Origin of the sequence: Variovorax sp. RCC_210, assembly GCF_041355175.1 — a bacterium.
GTDB lineage: Bacteria > Pseudomonadota > Gammaproteobacteria > Burkholderiales > Burkholderiaceae_C > Variovorax.
Genome location: NZ_JBFUPJ010000003.1, coordinates 100,141 through 114,609, shown reverse-complemented (window position 1 = coordinate 114,609; position 14,469 = coordinate 100,141). Strand labels below are relative to the sequence as shown.

Annotated in this window: 12 protein-coding genes; 6 read left to right on the top strand and 6 right to left on the bottom strand. The window is 69.8% G+C overall.

The window, feature by feature from the left end; genetic code table 11:
* Positions 1-34: 34 nt before the first annotated feature.
* From AB6807_RS12610 to AB6807_RS12585, 6 genes are all read right to left on the bottom strand, one after another.
* Positions 35-961, bottom strand: a complete 927-nt coding sequence (locus tag AB6807_RS12610; protein WP_371084820.1) for a 2-hydroxyacid dehydrogenase — start codon at positions 959-961, stop codon at positions 35-37.
* Positions 958-2,694 carry a dipeptide ABC transporter ATP-binding protein gene (locus AB6807_RS12605; RefSeq protein ID WP_371084819.1) on the bottom strand — a complete coding sequence of 579 codons (1,737 nt, stop codon included), beginning with the start codon at positions 2,692-2,694 and terminating at the stop codon, positions 958-960. The genes AB6807_RS12610 and AB6807_RS12605 overlap by 4 nt, the downstream gene beginning before the upstream one ends.
* Positions 2,694-3,554, bottom strand: coding sequence for an ABC transporter permease (locus tag AB6807_RS12600; protein WP_371084818.1), 861 nt, complete (start codon positions 3,552-3,554; stop codon positions 2,694-2,696). The genes AB6807_RS12605 and AB6807_RS12600 overlap by 1 nt, the downstream gene beginning before the upstream one ends.
* A gap of 84 nt (positions 3,555-3,638) precedes the next feature.
* A complete protein-coding gene (locus tag AB6807_RS12595) occupies positions 3,639-4,580 on the bottom strand; it encodes an ABC transporter permease (protein ID WP_371084817.1) in 942 nt (313 codons plus the stop codon).
* A gap of 1 nt (position 4,581) precedes the next feature.
* Positions 4,582-6,165, bottom strand: coding sequence for an ABC transporter substrate-binding protein (locus tag AB6807_RS12590; RefSeq protein WP_371084816.1), 1,584 nt, complete (start codon positions 6,163-6,165; stop codon positions 4,582-4,584).
* A 64-nt stretch (positions 6,166-6,229) separates the two neighbouring features.
* Positions 6,230-7,669 (bottom strand): amidase, encoded by a 1,440-nt coding sequence (locus AB6807_RS12585; protein ID WP_371084815.1) that lies wholly within the window; start codon positions 7,667-7,669, stop codon positions 6,230-6,232.
* A 249-nt stretch (positions 7,670-7,918) separates the two neighbouring features.
* On the opposite strand from AB6807_RS12585, the gene AB6807_RS12580 reads away from it, so the two are divergent.
* From AB6807_RS12580 to AB6807_RS12555, 6 genes are all read left to right on the top strand, one after another.
* Positions 7,919-9,196 (top strand): alanine--glyoxylate aminotransferase family protein, encoded by a 1,278-nt coding sequence (locus AB6807_RS12580; protein WP_371084814.1) that lies wholly within the window; start codon positions 7,919-7,921, stop codon positions 9,194-9,196.
* Complete coding sequence (locus AB6807_RS12575) at positions 9,193-10,353, top strand: CaiB/BaiF CoA transferase family protein (protein ID WP_371084813.1); 1,161 nt, start codon at positions 9,193-9,195, stop codon at positions 10,351-10,353. The genes AB6807_RS12580 and AB6807_RS12575 overlap by 4 nt, the downstream gene beginning before the upstream one ends.
* Positions 10,354-10,405: 52 nt before the next feature.
* Positions 10,406-12,670, top strand: a complete 2,265-nt coding sequence (locus AB6807_RS12570; RefSeq protein WP_371084812.1) for an ATP-binding protein — start codon at positions 10,406-10,408, stop codon at positions 12,668-12,670.
* A 14-nt stretch (positions 12,671-12,684) separates the two neighbouring features.
* The gene (locus AB6807_RS12565; RefSeq protein WP_116913932.1) at positions 12,685-13,299 is read left to right on the top strand and encodes a response regulator; all 615 of its coding nucleotides are present in this window, start codon (positions 12,685-12,687) and stop codon (positions 13,297-13,299) included.
* Between the two features lie 61 nt (positions 13,300-13,360).
* Entirely contained in the window at positions 13,361-14,062 is a 702-nt protein-coding gene (locus tag AB6807_RS12560; protein WP_371084811.1) for a hypothetical protein, read from the top strand.
* 75 nt (positions 14,063-14,137) lie between these two features.
* Positions 14,138-14,446 carry a hypothetical protein gene (locus AB6807_RS12555; RefSeq protein ID WP_371084810.1) on the top strand — a complete coding sequence of 103 codons (309 nt, stop codon included), beginning with the start codon at positions 14,138-14,140 and terminating at the stop codon, positions 14,444-14,446.
* Positions 14,447-14,469 lie beyond the last annotated feature (23 nt).

Here is a 14,469-nt window from a genome sequence, read left to right as displayed (position 1 = left end):
CTCCAGCGAATTCAGCAAAAAGATGAGGAAGGGGTCAATAACCGCGGTGCATGTCGACCACGTTGAGAAGGGGTTCGCCGGCGTCCAGCCGGCGCACGTTGTCCACCACCTGCTGCGCCACCACGGCGGACGAGGCCATGGTGGCCATGTGCGGCGTGACGATCACGCCCGGGGCCTGCCACAGCGGGTCTTCCGCCGGCAAGGGCTCGCTCGAGAACACGTCGAGCACGGCGCCGCGCAGCTGGCCGCTGTCGAGCGCGGCGAGCAGGTCGGCGGCGACCAGGTGCTCGCCGCGGCCGCAGTTGACGACCGCCGCGCCGCGCGGCAGCGCGTCGAAGGTGCGCCGGCCCAGGATGCCGCGCGTGGCCTCGGTCAGCGGCAGCACGCACACCAGCACGTCGGTCGCGCCCAGGAAGTCGTCGAAGGCCTCGGCGCCGCTGTACATCGCCATGCCCTCGATGGCATGCGCGCTGCGCGACCAGCCGTTGACGGCATAGCCCAGCCCGAGCAGGCTGCGCGCGATGGCGCCGCCCAGCTTGCCCAGGCCCATGAGGCCGACGCGGCATTCGCCGGCCGGCGTCTGCAGCGGGCGCTGCCACACGCGCTGGCGCTGGTTGGCCAGCGCCACGTCGAACCTGCGGTGAAAGTGCAGCACCGACCACAGCACGTACTGCACCATGCCATCCGCGAGCTTGGGGTCGACCACGCGGCACACCGGCAAGCCGCGCAGGTCCTGCCCCGCCACCACGTTGTCGACACCGGCGGCGATGCTGTGCACCAGCCGCAGCCTGGGCATCTGCGTGTACACGCCGGCCGGCGCGTTCCAGCACATGGCCACGTCGGCCTCGCGAAAGCCGGGGTCGGGCCACACGACCACCTCGAACTCGGGCGCCACGGCCTGCACCAGGGGCGCGAAGTAGCCGAGGTTGGCCGACTGGCTGATGAGTGCGATGCACGTCATGCCAGCGCCCCCTCGCGCGCGGCGGCATCGGCATCGGCATCGGCGTCCGCGTCGGCGTCGTGCTCGTGCCTGTGCTGCTGGCCCGGAATGGCCGACAGCAGCTCGCGCGTATACGCGGCCGCGGGCTGCCCGAACACCTGGCGGGCCGTGCCCAGCTCGACCACCTTGCCGCGCTGCATCACCGCGATGCGGTGGCACAGGCGCGCGGCCACGCGCAGGTCGTGCGTGATGAACACGATGCTCAGGCCCAGCCGCGCGCGGATCTCCTCCAGCAGGTCGAGGATCTGCGCCTGCACCGACACGTCGAGCGCGGACACGGCCTCGTCGGCAATCAGCACCTCGGGCTCCATCATCAGCGCCCGCGCGATCGACAGGCGCTGGCGCTGGCCGCCCGAGAACTCGTGCGGAAAGCGCTGCAGCGCGCTGGCGTCCAGCTGCACCAGCGCGAGCATGCGCAGCATTCGGGCGTCGACCTCGGCGCGGGTCTCGCCGTAGTTCATCGGCCCTTCGGCCAGCGAGCTGCCGATCTTCATGCGCGGGTTGAACGAGCGGAACGGGTCCTGGAAGATCATCTGCACGCGCTTGCAATGCACCCGCCACTGCGCGCGCGACAGGTGCGTCACGTCGATGCCGTCGAGCAGCACCTGGCCGCCGGTGGGCGCGGCCATGTGCGCCAGGCAGCGGCCCAGCGTGGTCTTGCCCGAGCCCGACTCGCCCACCACGCCCAGCGTTTCACCGCGCGCGAGCGAGAGCGTGACGCCGTCCAGCGCGTTCACCACGCGCCGGCGCGAGGCGAAGAAGCTGGCGGTTTCGTAGCGCAGCGCCAGGTTCTTCACGGCCAGCACGGTGTCCGCGGCGCCACCCGTCTCGTGCGCGTCGGCGCCGAACTCGCCGCGCGGCACGGCCGCCAGCAGCTTGCGCGTGTAGGGCTGCCGGGGGTTGCGCAGCACCTCTTGCGCGGTGCCGCTCTCGATGATGCGGCCGTGCTGCATGACGACGACACGGTCGGCAATTTCGGCGACCACGTCGAAGTCGTGCGTGATGAACAGCACGCCGTTGTCGTGCTTGTCGCGCAGCTCGTTCAGCAGGCGCAGCACCTGCGCCTGCGAGGTGACGTCCAGCGCGGTGGTGGGCTCGTCGGCAATGATGAGCGCGGGCTTCATGGCCAGGGCCATGGCGATCATCACGCGCTGGCGCTGGCCGCCCGAGAGCTGGTGCGGAAAGGCGCTGCGCAGCGTCTCGGGCGAGGGAAGCTTCACGTCGACCAGCAGCGCGAGCACGCGCCGCGCCACTTCGGCCGCGCCCAGCGAGGCGTCGTGGAACTCGAAGACCTCGGCAATCTGGTCGCCCACGCGCATCAGCGGGTTCAGCGCGGTCATGGGCTCCTGGAAGATCATGGCCATGCGGTCGCCGCGCAGGGCACGCAGGCCGGCGCGCGAGGTGTGCGTGATGTCTCGGCCCTCCAGCAAAATCTGGCCGCTTTCGAGCGTGAGCACGTCCTTGGGCAGCAGGCCCATCACGGCGCCGGCGGTCACGGACTTGCCCGAGCCGGACTCGCCGACGATGCAGACGATTTCCTTGCGGCCCACGGTGAGGCTGATGTCCTGCGCCGCATAGGCGCGTTCGCTGGTGCCGGGCAGGCGCACGTGCAGGTTGCGCACCTCGAGGATGGGTGCCGACCCAGAGGCGGACGCGCGGGTTGCTTGCGTGGATTGAGAGGGGGGATGGGGCATCAGTTCCTGCCTTTGCGCGCAAGGCGCGGGTCGAGCCGGTCGCGCAGGGCGTCGCCGAACATGTTGATGGCCAATATCAGCAGCGCGAGAAACGCGCCGGGAAACAGGATGATCCAGGGCGCGCGCTGGAAGTACGGCCGGCCCTCGGCAATGATGCTGCCCAGGCTCGGAACCTCGGGCGGAAAGCCCAGGCCCAGGAAGCCCAGCACGGCCTCGGTAAGGATGGCCGCGGCGCACACGAAGGTGGCCTGCACCACCAGCGGGTTGATGGTGCTCGGCAGGATGTGCCAGGTGAGTACGCGCAGCGTCGAAGAGCCCATGCCGAAGGAGGCTTCCACGTACGGCTCCTCGCGCACCGACAGCACCACGCTGCGCACGAGGCGCGCGATGCGCGGCACCTCGGGAATGGCGATGGCCAGCACCATGGTCGATATCTGCGCGCCGCCCAGCGCCACCATGGCAATGGCCAGCAGCAGGCCGGGAATGGCCATGATGCCGTCCATGAGCCGCATGACGAGCGAGTCGATGCGGCGAAAGTACCCCGCCACGATGCCGAACAGCAGGCCCACCACCACCGAGCTCACGCTCACGAGCAAGGCGAGCGAGATGGAAAGCCGCCCCCCGTGCAGGATGCGCGAGAACAGGTCGCGCCCGAGCGAGTCGGTGCCAAGCCAGTGCGCGGCCGAGGCACCCTGCAGGCGCTCGCGCGGCGCGATGGCCGCCGGGTCTTGCGAGGCGAGCAGCGGCGCGAACACCGACACCGCGACCAGCAGCAGCAAGAGCACCAGGGACAGCAGCATCACGCGGTCGTGCAGCACGGCGCCGGCCGCGGCGCGCAGGCGTGACACCGGCACGGGCATTGAAGAAGACGGTGAAGAAGGGGAGGAAGGGGAGGAAGGGGAGGAAGGAGGGTTCGTCACAGCGGCTGGCATGGTCGTTCCGGTTCAGTAGCGGATGCGCGGGTCGAGCAGCACATAGATCAGGTCGATCGCAAGGTTCACGAACACGTAGATGAAGGAGAAGAACAGGATCGTTCCCTGCACCACCGGGTAGTCGCGCGCCAGCACCGCATCGACGATGAGGCTGCCCACACCGGGGATGTTGAAGATGGTCTCGGTGACCACCACCCCGCTGATGAGCGTGGTGACGGCCACGCCGACCACGGTGACGATGGGCGCGGCCGCGTTGCGCAGCGCATGGCGAAACAGCACGTAGCGCTCGGGCGCGCCCTTGGCGCGCGCGGTGCGCACGAAGTCTTCGCCCAGCACGTCGAGCATGCTGGCGCGCGTGATGCGCGTGATGAGCGCGACGAACACCGTGGCCAGCGTGAGGCTGGGCAGCACCAGCCGGTACACGAAGCCGCCCACGCCGTCAGCCAGCGGCGCGTAGCCCTGCACCGGAAACCAGTTCAGCGTGACCGAGAACACCAGGATGAGCACGTAGCCCACCACGAAGGCCGGCACCGAGAAGGCGAGCACGGTCAGCGCCATGGTGGCGCGGTCGAACGCGCGGCGGTGCCACCAGGCCGACAGCACGCCCAGCGGAATGGCCAGCAGCACCGTGAGCAGCAGCGAGCTCACGGCGAGCGCGGCCGTGGGCCCGATGCGCGAGCCGATGAGCGCGGACACCGGCTGCTTCGACACGATGGAGGTGCCCAGGTCGCCCTTCGCCAGGGCGCCCATGGCCATCGCGTACTGCGTGGGCAGCGGCCGGTCGAGCCCGAGGTTGGTGCGGATCTGCGCGATGGTGTCCTCGCTGGCCATGTCGCCGGCGATGACCCGGGCCGGGTCGCCGGGCGCCATGCGCAACAGCAGGAACACCACCGTGGCCACGATCAGCACCACCGGCACGGCGGCGAGCAGGCGCTTGAAGACGAGGCTCAGCACGTCACTTGCTCGACCAGAACAGGGGCAGCTGCGCGTCCACGAGCTTGCCCATCTTCGCGTCGTAGGCCTTGTACTCGATGACCTCGCCCAGCGGCACGTACATGACCTGGTCGTAGGCGCGCTTCTGGATGGCCTGGGCGATCTGCGCGCGCTTGGCCGCGTCGGTCTCGCTGGCGAACTGGTCGCGCAGGCCTTCCATGGTGTCGTCCTTGGTCCAGCCGGGGTAGCCGACTTCGCCGCGGCCGTCCAGGTTGGGGTTGACCACCGGGTTGATCAGGTCGAGCACCACGATGCTCGACTGGAAGATGCTCCAGCCGCCCTTGTCCACCGGGTCTTTCTTGGTGCGGCGCGCCAGCAGCGTGGTGAAGTCCATGGCCTGCATGTCGACGTTCATGCCGATGCTGCGCAACGCCTGCGCCGTGATGGGCGCGATGTTGACCAGGCTGCGCACGTCGGTGGAGTGCAGCACCACCACCTTCTCGCCCTTGTAGCCGCTGTCTTTCAGCATCTGCCTGGCCTTGGCCAGGTCGGGCTTGTGCACCTGCGTGGCGCCCTCGTCGCTCTTGTAGGGCGACGAGCAGGTCAGCACCGCGCCGCACACGCGGTAGCGCTTGGGGTCGCCGATGGAGGCGTCGAGGTAGTCGAGCTGGTAGAGCGCGGCCATGGCGGCGCGGCGCACCTTCACGTTGTCGAACGGGGGCTGCATCCAGTTCATGCGCAGCGTGTACATGTTGGTCTCGCGGCTCTTGGGCTCGGTCTTCACGCCCTTCACGCCGTCGAACTGCTGCAGCAGGTCGGGCGCGACGTTCTCGATGAAGTCGATCTCGCCGTTGCGCAGCGCGTTCACGGCGGTCTGGCCGTCGGCGATGTTGACGACCTCGAGGCGGTCGATGTTCACCACCTTGCCGCCGGCGAAGTTGCTGGCCGGCTCGCTGCGCGGCACGTAGTCGGCAAACTTGACGTAGGTGGCCTTCACGCCGGGCTGGAAGTCGCCCTGCACGAACTTGTAGGGGCCGGAGCCGACCATCTCGGTGATGGCCTCGTTCGGCGAGGTGGCGGCCAGGCGCTTGGGCATGATGAAAGGCACCGGCGAGCCGGGCTTGGCGAGCGAGTCGAGCACCAGGCCGTAGGGCTTCTTCAACTGCAGCGTGAACGTGCCGGCGTCGACCGCGGCCATCTTCTCGGTCACGGCCAGCAGGCGCGTTCCCAGCACGTCGCGCGCGGCCCAGCGTTGCAGCGAGGCAATCACGTCTTCCGAGGTGACGGGCGAGCCGTCATGAAACTTCAGGCCGGGGCGCAACGTGAAGGTGTAGGTGAGCTTGTCGGGCGACAGCTTGTAGCTGCCGACCATCTGCGGCTGCGGCTTGCCTTCGCTGTCGAGCGAGAACAGCGTGTCGAACACCAGGTAGCCGTGGTTGCGGGTGATGTAGGCGTTGGTGAAGATGGGGTCGAGCACGCGCAGGGAGGCGTGCATGACGACCTTCACGGCAACGTCGTCCTTGGCGTCCTTGGCGAACACGGGGGCGGCCGGCAAGACCATCGCCGCGCACAGGGCGACGGCGGCGAGGAGCAGGTTCTTCTTCATGCGGATCCTTGATGAATGGAAAGGTGAATGCAGTGATGCAGCGAATGCGAAGGCGCTCGGCAGGTCAGCGCTGCGCCGGCCGCACGTGGGCCCAGGGCGCCGCGCGTTCGAGCTGCGCCGACAGCGCCAGCACCTGGTCTTCGCGCCCGAAATGGCCGATGAGCTGCGTGCCGACGGGCACGCCCTGCGCGGTGCGGCTCATCGGCAGCGTCGCCGCGGGCTGGCCCGAGGCGTTGATGACGGCCAGGAAGGTGGCGTAGCGCGACACCTTGGTGCGAAAGTTCCAGAAGCCGCCCGTGAGAGCGAGCTCGCCGAGCTTGGCCGGCAATTGTGTGAGCGTGGTGCTGATGACGATGTCGCATCCGTTCATCGCCGCCTCGAAGGCGCGGCCGATGGCGTGGAAGCGCTGGATGGCTTCCACGTACTGCGTGGCGGCCAGCGCCTTGCCGACGGCGTAGCCGTCGTGAATCACTTCCTCGATGTCGCCCTGCGCCAGCGGCCGGCCCCGCAGCTTCACGCGCGTGTCGACCGCCATGGCGATGTTCGACGCCAGCACCGTGCCGTGGGCGCGCACGAAGGCTTCGTAGTCGATGTCGGGCAGCGGCACCTCGACGATCTCGTGGCCCATGTCGCGGCACAGCGCCGCGGTGCGGTCCACGGCGGCCAGGCATTCGGGCGCGATGGCGATGTCGTTCCACGCCTGGCGCCACACGCCGATGCGCAAGGGCCGCTCGGGCGCGCGCGCAATCAGGTCGAGGTAGCTGCCCGCCTTGGGCGGCGACGCGTAGGGCGCGCCGGTTTCGTAACCGCTGATGGCGTCCATGGCCGCGGCCGTGTCGCGCACGGTGCGCGTGAGCACGCCGTCCACCGCCATGCCGCCCCAGCCTTCGCCGCGGAACGGGCCCATCGGCACGCGGCCGCGCGAAGGTTTCAGCCCGTACACGCCGCAACAGGCGGCTGGCAGCCGGATGGAGCCGCCGCCGTCGCTGCCGTGCGCCACCGGCACGATGCCCGCCGCAATGGCGGCTGCCGCGCCGCCGCTGGAGCCGCCCACGGAGCGGGTGCGGTCCCAGGGGTTGAGCGTGGCGCCGCCGTTGCGCACGGCCTCGGTCGACGGGCCCATGCACAGCTCGGACACGGTGGAGCGCGCGAACGAGATCAGGCCGGCCTGCTCGAAGCGCTCGGTCAGCGTGGCGTTCACGGTGTAGCTGGTGTCGTCGAGCAGGCGCGAGCCGATGCTCGACGGAAAGCGCGTGGCCGCGAGCCCCGAGTCCTTCAGCAGGAAGGGAATGCCGCCGAACACGCCGCGCGGTTGCCAGTCGCGGGCCAGCGCCAGCGATTCGTCGAAGCGCTCGTAGGTCAGCGCGTTGAGGTCGGCGTGGCGGCGTGCCGCGTCGGTGGCGGCCTGCATCAGCGCCTGCGAGCTGAGTTCGCGCTCGGCCAGCAGCTGGGCCATTGCCAGGCCGTCGAGGGCGTCGTAATCGGTGGGCGAGAGCACGCTCATGCGCGGGCCTCGCGGTTAAAGTATTGCATTGCGATTTTTGAATAGTGCATATTGATATATTCCCATGTTTGCCGGCGAAGAGCAATCCGCAGCCCATTGGTACAAACCCACCTTTGGAAAAGCCTCATCGTGGTGCACCATGTGCAGTAAGTATCTTTTAGCAATACACATAACTTGCTATACGATTTATTTAAGCAAGCTTCGTGCACAGATCGGCACGAAGCGCTTTCTCTTTTCAGGACGACCGCCTTGAACCCCTCCACTTCCGCTCGCTCTTCTGTTTCCCTTCCCCGCATCCCCGGCAGCGTGTTCCTGCACGCGCCCGGCCCCACGCGGCTGCCCCCTCAGGTGATCGATGCCATGGGCACCCAGCCGCTGGAACTCGGCGACCCCGCGCTGGACACCCTCATCGCCAACTGCGAGCAGGGGCTGCGGCGCGTGTTCGGCACGGCGCGCTCCGACGTGTTCATGTATGCGGCGAACGGCCACGGCGCTTGGGAGGCGGCCATCAGCAACCTGGCGGCGCCGGGCGAGTGCGTGGTGGTGGTGGGCAGCGGCACCTTCTCGGAGGCCTGGGCGCTGCATGCCGAAGGCATGGGCGTGCGCGTGCGCCGCACCGCCTGCCAGGAAGGCCACGCGGCCGATCCGCGCGCGGTCGAGCAGTTGCTGCGCGCCGACGCCGCGCGCGAGATCGTCGCGGTGTTCGTGGTGCACACCGACACCGGCAGCGGCGTGACCAGCGACATGCAGGCCTTCAGGGCCGCCATCGATGCCGCCGCGCACCCCGCGCTGCTGGTGGTCGACGTGGTGGCCTCGCTGGCGGCCGCGCCCTTCGACATGGACGCGCTGCGCGTCGACGTGGCCATCGGCGCTTCGCAGAAGGCGCTGATGGTGCCGCCGGGCCTGAGCTTCGTGGCCGTGAACGAGAAGGCACTGCGCGTCGCGCAGGCCAACCCCACGCCGCGCGTCTACTGGGACTGGATGCGCCGCAAGAGCGAGCTGAGCTACCGCAAGTTCTGCGGCACGCCGCCGCAGAACCTGCTGATGGGGCTGGAGGCGGCGCTGGGCCTGGTGTTCGCCGAGGGGCTGGCGCAGGTCGTGGCGCGCCACCGCCACCTGGCGCAGGCGGTGCAGGCGGCGGTGGAGGGCTGGAGCGAGCGCGGCGACGTGGGCTTTCATGTGCGCACGCCCGCGCACCGCTCGGTGTCGGTCACCACCGTCGCGGTGCGAGCGGGCATCGACCCCGAGGCGCTGCGCACGCTGGCGCGCGAGCGCTTCCAGGTCGGCATCGCGGGCGGGCTGGGCGCGCTCGCGGGGAAGATCTTTCGCATCGGCCACCTGGGCGACCTGAACGCGCCGATGGTGCTGGGCTGCCTGGCCGGCGTCGAGGCGGCCATGAGCGCGAGCGGCATCGCCTACGGCCCGGGCGTGGAGCGCGCGGTGTGCGTGCTGGCGATGCCGGTGGGGCAAGCGGCGCAAGCGGTGCGAACAGCACAGGCTGCGCAGCCAGCGCAGGACGCACGATGAGCGGCCCGCTGAGCGGCGTGCGCGTGATCGACCTGACCTCGGTCGCCATGGGCCCCTATGCCACGCAGATCCTGGGCGACATGGGCGCCGACGTGGTCAAGGTCGAATCGAAGGACGGCGACGTGTTCCGCCACGTGGCGCCCGCGCGGCATGCGGGCATGGGCGCGCCCTTTCTGAACCTCAACCGCAACAAGCGCAGCGTGGTGCTCGACCTGAAGTCGCCCGCCGACGCCGAGCGGCTGCGCGCGCTGGTGCGCCATGCCGACGTGTTCGTGTCGAACGTGCGGCCAAAGTCGATGGCGCGCCTCGGGCTGGACGACGCGACGCTGCGCGCGCTGAACCCGCGGCTCGTCTACTGCGCGGCGGTCGGCTTCTCGGAGAAGGGCCGCTATGCGGGCCGGCCCGCGTTCGACGACATCATCCAGGCCATGAGCGGGCTCGCGGCCGTGCAGGCGAATGCGCAGACGGGGCACCCGGCCTACGTGAACACCATCGTGGCCGACAAGACGGCCGGCCTCACCGTGGCCTATGCCGTGGCGATGGCGCTGTACGAGCGCGAGCGCTCGGGGCTGGGGCAGGCCGTCGAGGTACCGATGTTCGAGACGCTGGCGGCCTTCACCATGGTGGAACACCTGGCGGGCCACACCTTCGCGCCGCCCGAGGGGCCGATGGGCTACGAGCGCCTGCTCTCCAGCGCGCGCCGGCCCTACCAGACGCAGGACGGCTTCATCGCCCTGCTGCCCTACACCACCGCGCAATGGCAGCGCTTCTTTCTGCTGGCGGGCCGGCCCGAGGTGGCCGAAGACCCGCGGTACATGGAGCCGGCGCAGCGCAGCCGCAACATCCACGCGCTGTACGGCATGCTGGCCGACCTGGTGGTGCAACGCACCACCGCGCAGTGGCTGGACGTGCTGGCGGACGCGGACATTCCGCATTCGCAGGTGCTGTCGATGGAAGGCGTGATGGCCGACCCGCACCTGCGCGAAAGCGGGCTGGTGCAGTCGCACGCGCACCCGACGGAGGGCGCGCTGCAGATGCTGGGGATTCCGACCGGTTTCTCGCGCACGCCGGGCAGCATCAGGGCGAGCGCACCGGGGCTGGGCGAGCACGACGTGGCGGACATCGCAAGGGAGTGGGCGGCAGCCGCACAGGCTTGACCCGGCGGCAGGGCAAAATTCCGGCTCGCCGCGCCGGTCGGCCTCCTCCACCATGCCGCCCACCCTGCCCCCTTCGTCAGAGCCGACGCCCGAGCTAGCGCCCGCGCCGACGCCAGATCGCGCGCCAGCCCCCGCGCGCTTTCGCCGCGCGCGCCTGCGCAAGCTCGCCCCCTGGGCCGCCGCCCTCGCCCTGGCCCTGCTGCTCATCGGCCTGGCCGCGCAATGGGCCGCGACGCGCGAAGCGAACTTTCAGGCCGACTCCATCCGCCGCGCCATGGAAGTGCACGTGCTCGGCCTGCGCGACTCGGCCGGCAAGTACAACTACCTGCCGTTCACCACCGGCCTGCACCCCGAGGTGCTGGCCGCGCTGGCCCACCCGCAGGACGCCGCGGTGCGGCAGCGCGCCAACCTCTACATCGAGGAGGTCAACCGACAGGCGGGCTCCGACGCGCTCTACCTCATCGACCTGAACGGCACGACGCTGGCGGCCAGCAACTGGGCCACGCCGCAGAGCTTCGTGGGCGAGTCGTATGCCAACCGGCCCTACTTCATCGACGCGCGCGCGGGCCGCGGCGGCATGTTCTACGGCGTGGGGCAGACCACGGGGGAGCCGGGGCTGTTCATCTCGGCACCGGTGCGCGCGGAGGGTGGCGCGGGGGGTGGCACGGGTGACGGCGCGGCTGGAACGGCAGGCGCGGTGCTGGGCGTGGTCACCGTCAAGGTCAGCCTGCGCCAGCTGCAGGAGGCCTGGACCTTCGTGCGCGACCCCATCCTGCTGACCGATGCGCGCGGCGTGGTGTTCCTGAGCTCGGTGCCTTCGTGGCTCTACCAGACCACGCGCGACATCGCCCCGGCCGAGCTCGACCGCGTGCGGCGCGACCAGCAGTACGGCGCGCGCACCCGCTTCGCGGCGCTGCCCTGGAAGGTGGAGCGCAGCGACGACCAGCCCGGCTACCTGGTGCGCACCGACATCGCGGGCAAGCCGCGCCGCTTCCTGGCCGTCGACGAGCCCCTTCCCGACCTGGGCTGGACGCTGACCGTCATGGCCGACCATGCCGAGGTGAGCCGTGCCCGCGAGCGCGCCTGGATGCTCGGGCTGCTGTGCGCCGGTGTGCTGCTGCTGGGCGGCCTGTATTGGCGGCTGCGCGAGCGCCGCTTCGCCGAGCAGCGCGATGCGCGGCGCGACCTGGAGCTGCGCGTGCGCGAGCGCACCCATGCGCTGGACGAGGCACACGCCTTTCGCAAGGCGATGGAAGACTCGCTGCTGGTCGGCATGCGCGCGCGCGACCGCGAGGGCCGCATCACCTACGTCAACCCGGCCTTCTGCGACATGACCGGCTACGGCGCCGACGAGCTGCTCGGCAAGCTGCCGCCCTACCCCTACTGGCACCCCGACGACGTGACGCAGCACTGGCACCACTACGACGCCATGATGAGCGGCCAGCCCGCGCGCTCGGGCTTCGAGTCGCGCCTGCGGCACCGCGACGGGCGCGAGGTGATCACCATGGTCTACACCGCGCCGCTGATCGACGCCGACGGCGCGCACAGCGGCTGGATGAGCTCGGTGGTCGACATCACCGAGCAGAAGCGCGCCGAGCTGCGCCAGCGCCAGAACGACGAGCAGCTGCAGCACGCGCAGCGCCTGGCCAGCCTGGGAGAAATGGCCTCCACCCTGGCCCACGAACTCAACCAGCCGCTGATGGCGCTGAGCAACTTCGCCAGCGCGGCCAAGGCCTTCGCGGAACAGGGCAACCAGCCGCTGCTGGTGAGCAGCCTCGACGAGACCATGGCGCAGGCCCAGCGCAGCGCCGAGATCGTGCGGCGCATTCGCGGCTTCGTGCGCCAGCGCACCGTGGGCACCGAAGACTGCGCCGTGAACGCGCTGGTGGCCAACGCACTGGCGCTGCTGCAGGGCGAGATGCGCCAGCGCCAGGCACGCGCCGAGGTGCGCATGCCCGCCGCCCTGCCGCCGGTGCGCGGCGACCGCGTGCTGCTGGAGCAGGTGCTGCTCAACCTGGTGTCCAACAGCCTGCAGGCCATGCAAGCCACGCCGGTCGAACAGCGCGTGGTGGAGATAGAGGCCGAGCTGCTCGACGCCCGCGTGCACATCCGCGTGGCCGACCATGGCCCCGGCATCGACGCCGCGCTGGCCGAGCAGGTGTTCGCGCCCTTCTTCACCACCAAGGCCGGCGGGCTGGGGCTGGGGCTGAACATCTGCCGCACCATCGTGGAGGCCCACCGTGGCCGGCTGTCTTTTGCCGACCGGCCCGGCGGCGGCACCGTTTTCACTCTTGCGCTGGAGATCTCACCGCCATGAACGCAGCCAACGCCATCAACCCCCTGGCCAACAACCTCTGCGTGGTGGACGACGACGAGGCCGTGCGCCGCTCGCTCGGCCTGCTGCTGCTGTCGCGCGGCTACGCGGTGCAGACCTTTGCGTCGGGCGAGGCCTTTCTGGCGGGCGCCGACCTGCAGCGTGCGGGCTGCGTCATTCTCGACCTGCGCATGGAGGGCGTGAGCGGCCTGCAGGTGTTCGACGCGCTGCGCGCGCAGCACAGCCCGCTGGTGGTCATCTTCCTGTCCGGCCACGGCGACATTCCCATGGCCGTGGAGGCCGTACAGAACGGCGCCTTCGGCTGGCTGGAGAAGCCGTGCAACGACGAGCGCCTGCTCGAGAGCATCGCCAAGGCGCTGCAGCAGGCCGGCGACATCGCCGTGCGGCAGCAGGCCCGCCAGGCGGCGCAGGCCCTGTGGAACAAGCTCACCCCGCGCGAGATGCAGGTCGCGCGGCTGGTGGCCGAGGGCAAGCCGAACAAGCAGATCGCGCTGGAGCTCGCGCCGCTGGAACAGCGCACGGTGGAAACCCACCGCGCGCATGTGTTCGCGAAGCTGGGGCTGTCGAACAGCCACCAGCTCGACAGGTTCCTGCGGGAGCATGGGCTGTAGAGCCCTTGTTCTGTTTGTCGGTTTGTCGGTCGGTTGTCGTGACATAGGGAGGCGTTGGACCATGGCGAGTTCTTTCTTCGACAAGTTGCCCGAGGGTGACGACGGGCAGCACACGGACGGGCCTGACGGGTCGGCGGCGACGGTGCTGCAGGCCTACTTCGATGCGCTCGCACTTTTCGACGGTGAGGGTTCGGCCCTTCTTCCCGAGCCTGCGGTGCGCGAGCAAAGCGAGCGCTTCGCCTACCACCCCGTCGTCGCGCAGTTGGGCGGCTACGTGCTGGACGATGCCGACACGAGCGACCACCACGTTCTGGTGACCCGCTCGCCCCTCGCCGGAAGCGTGCTGTTCCTCGCGCACGACGCGGACACGCGCATCGTGTTCGATTCCTGCGCGGCCTTTCTGGCAGCCGTTCGCGAGGCGCGTGAAAGCGATGTCGACGTGACCGACCTGCATCCCGCGCAATCGCCGGTCGCGAAAGACCAGGGCGCGCTGAGTGCATTCGTTCGCGGCCTGCTCGCCTCCGACGAACTGAGCGATGTGGTGGTCTGCCTGGTTCCATCGCTGGACCTCTCGGACATCGATTTGCTGCAACGGCTCGTGCAGGACGAAGACTTCTTTCTCGGCGAGGCCGTGGCGAACGAGATCGCGAAGCGTCCGTCGCCTGCGCTGTTGCCAGTTGCGCAGCTGTGCGCGGCGCATCGGCATCCGCAGGTCGCTCGGGCCGGGGAGCGTGCGCTGCAGCGGGTTCGTCAAGCCGGCTAGCGGTCGGAACCTATGCCAGCAGCAAATTCTTCACGGCGTTTCCCGGCGGCTTGGTCCGCGCTGGTCTTTTCCACGGTGCTGCTCGTGACAAGCGGATGCGCCTCCGTCGAGGTGCGAGAAGGCCAACGGCTCGACGCCATCCTGGCCTCGGCCAAGGGAGAAGCGCCCGACAAGCTCGCCCGGACCTTGGCGGCGAATGGCTATGCCTGCAGCGCAGGCACGCAAGCGGCGTCCGGCGAGAAGGCGGCGCTGGAATGCACCAGCCAGCGGTCCAACCTGTGGCCGCCGTATTCCTGCGTGTTCCGTGTCGAGCTGCAGCCTGAATCGCTGGCTGGCGCTGCTGGAGCTGCTCCGGTGGTGAGCCATGCGTGTGCCGGCATGTAGGCGGGGTCGGGCCGGGACGACAT

Coding starts and splice junctions, on each gene's coding strand:
- AB6807_RS12560 (WP_371084811.1), top strand. CDS start 13,361: ATGGCGAGTTCTTTCTTCGACAAGTTGCCCGAGGGTGACGACGGGCAG.
- AB6807_RS12590 (WP_371084816.1), bottom strand. CDS start 6,165: ATGAAGAAGAACCTGCTCCTCGCCGCCGTCGCCCTGTGCGCGGCGATG.
- AB6807_RS12570 (WP_371084812.1), top strand. CDS start 10,406: ATGCCGCCCACCCTGCCCCCTTCGTCAGAGCCGACGCCCGAGCTAGCG.
- AB6807_RS12585 (WP_371084815.1), bottom strand. CDS start 7,669: ATGAGCGTGCTCTCGCCCACCGATTACGACGCCCTCGACGGCCTGGCA.
- AB6807_RS12610 (WP_371084820.1), bottom strand. CDS start 961: ATGACGTGCATCGCACTCATCAGCCAGTCGGCCAACCTCGGCTACTTC.
- AB6807_RS12575 (WP_371084813.1), top strand. CDS start 9,193: ATGAGCGGCCCGCTGAGCGGCGTGCGCGTGATCGACCTGACCTCGGTC.
- AB6807_RS12605 (WP_371084819.1), bottom strand. CDS start 2,694: ATGCCCCATCCCCCCTCTCAATCCACGCAAGCAACCCGCGCGTCCGCC.
- AB6807_RS12600 (WP_371084818.1), bottom strand. CDS start 3,554: ATGCCCGTGCCGGTGTCACGCCTGCGCGCCGCGGCCGGCGCCGTGCTG.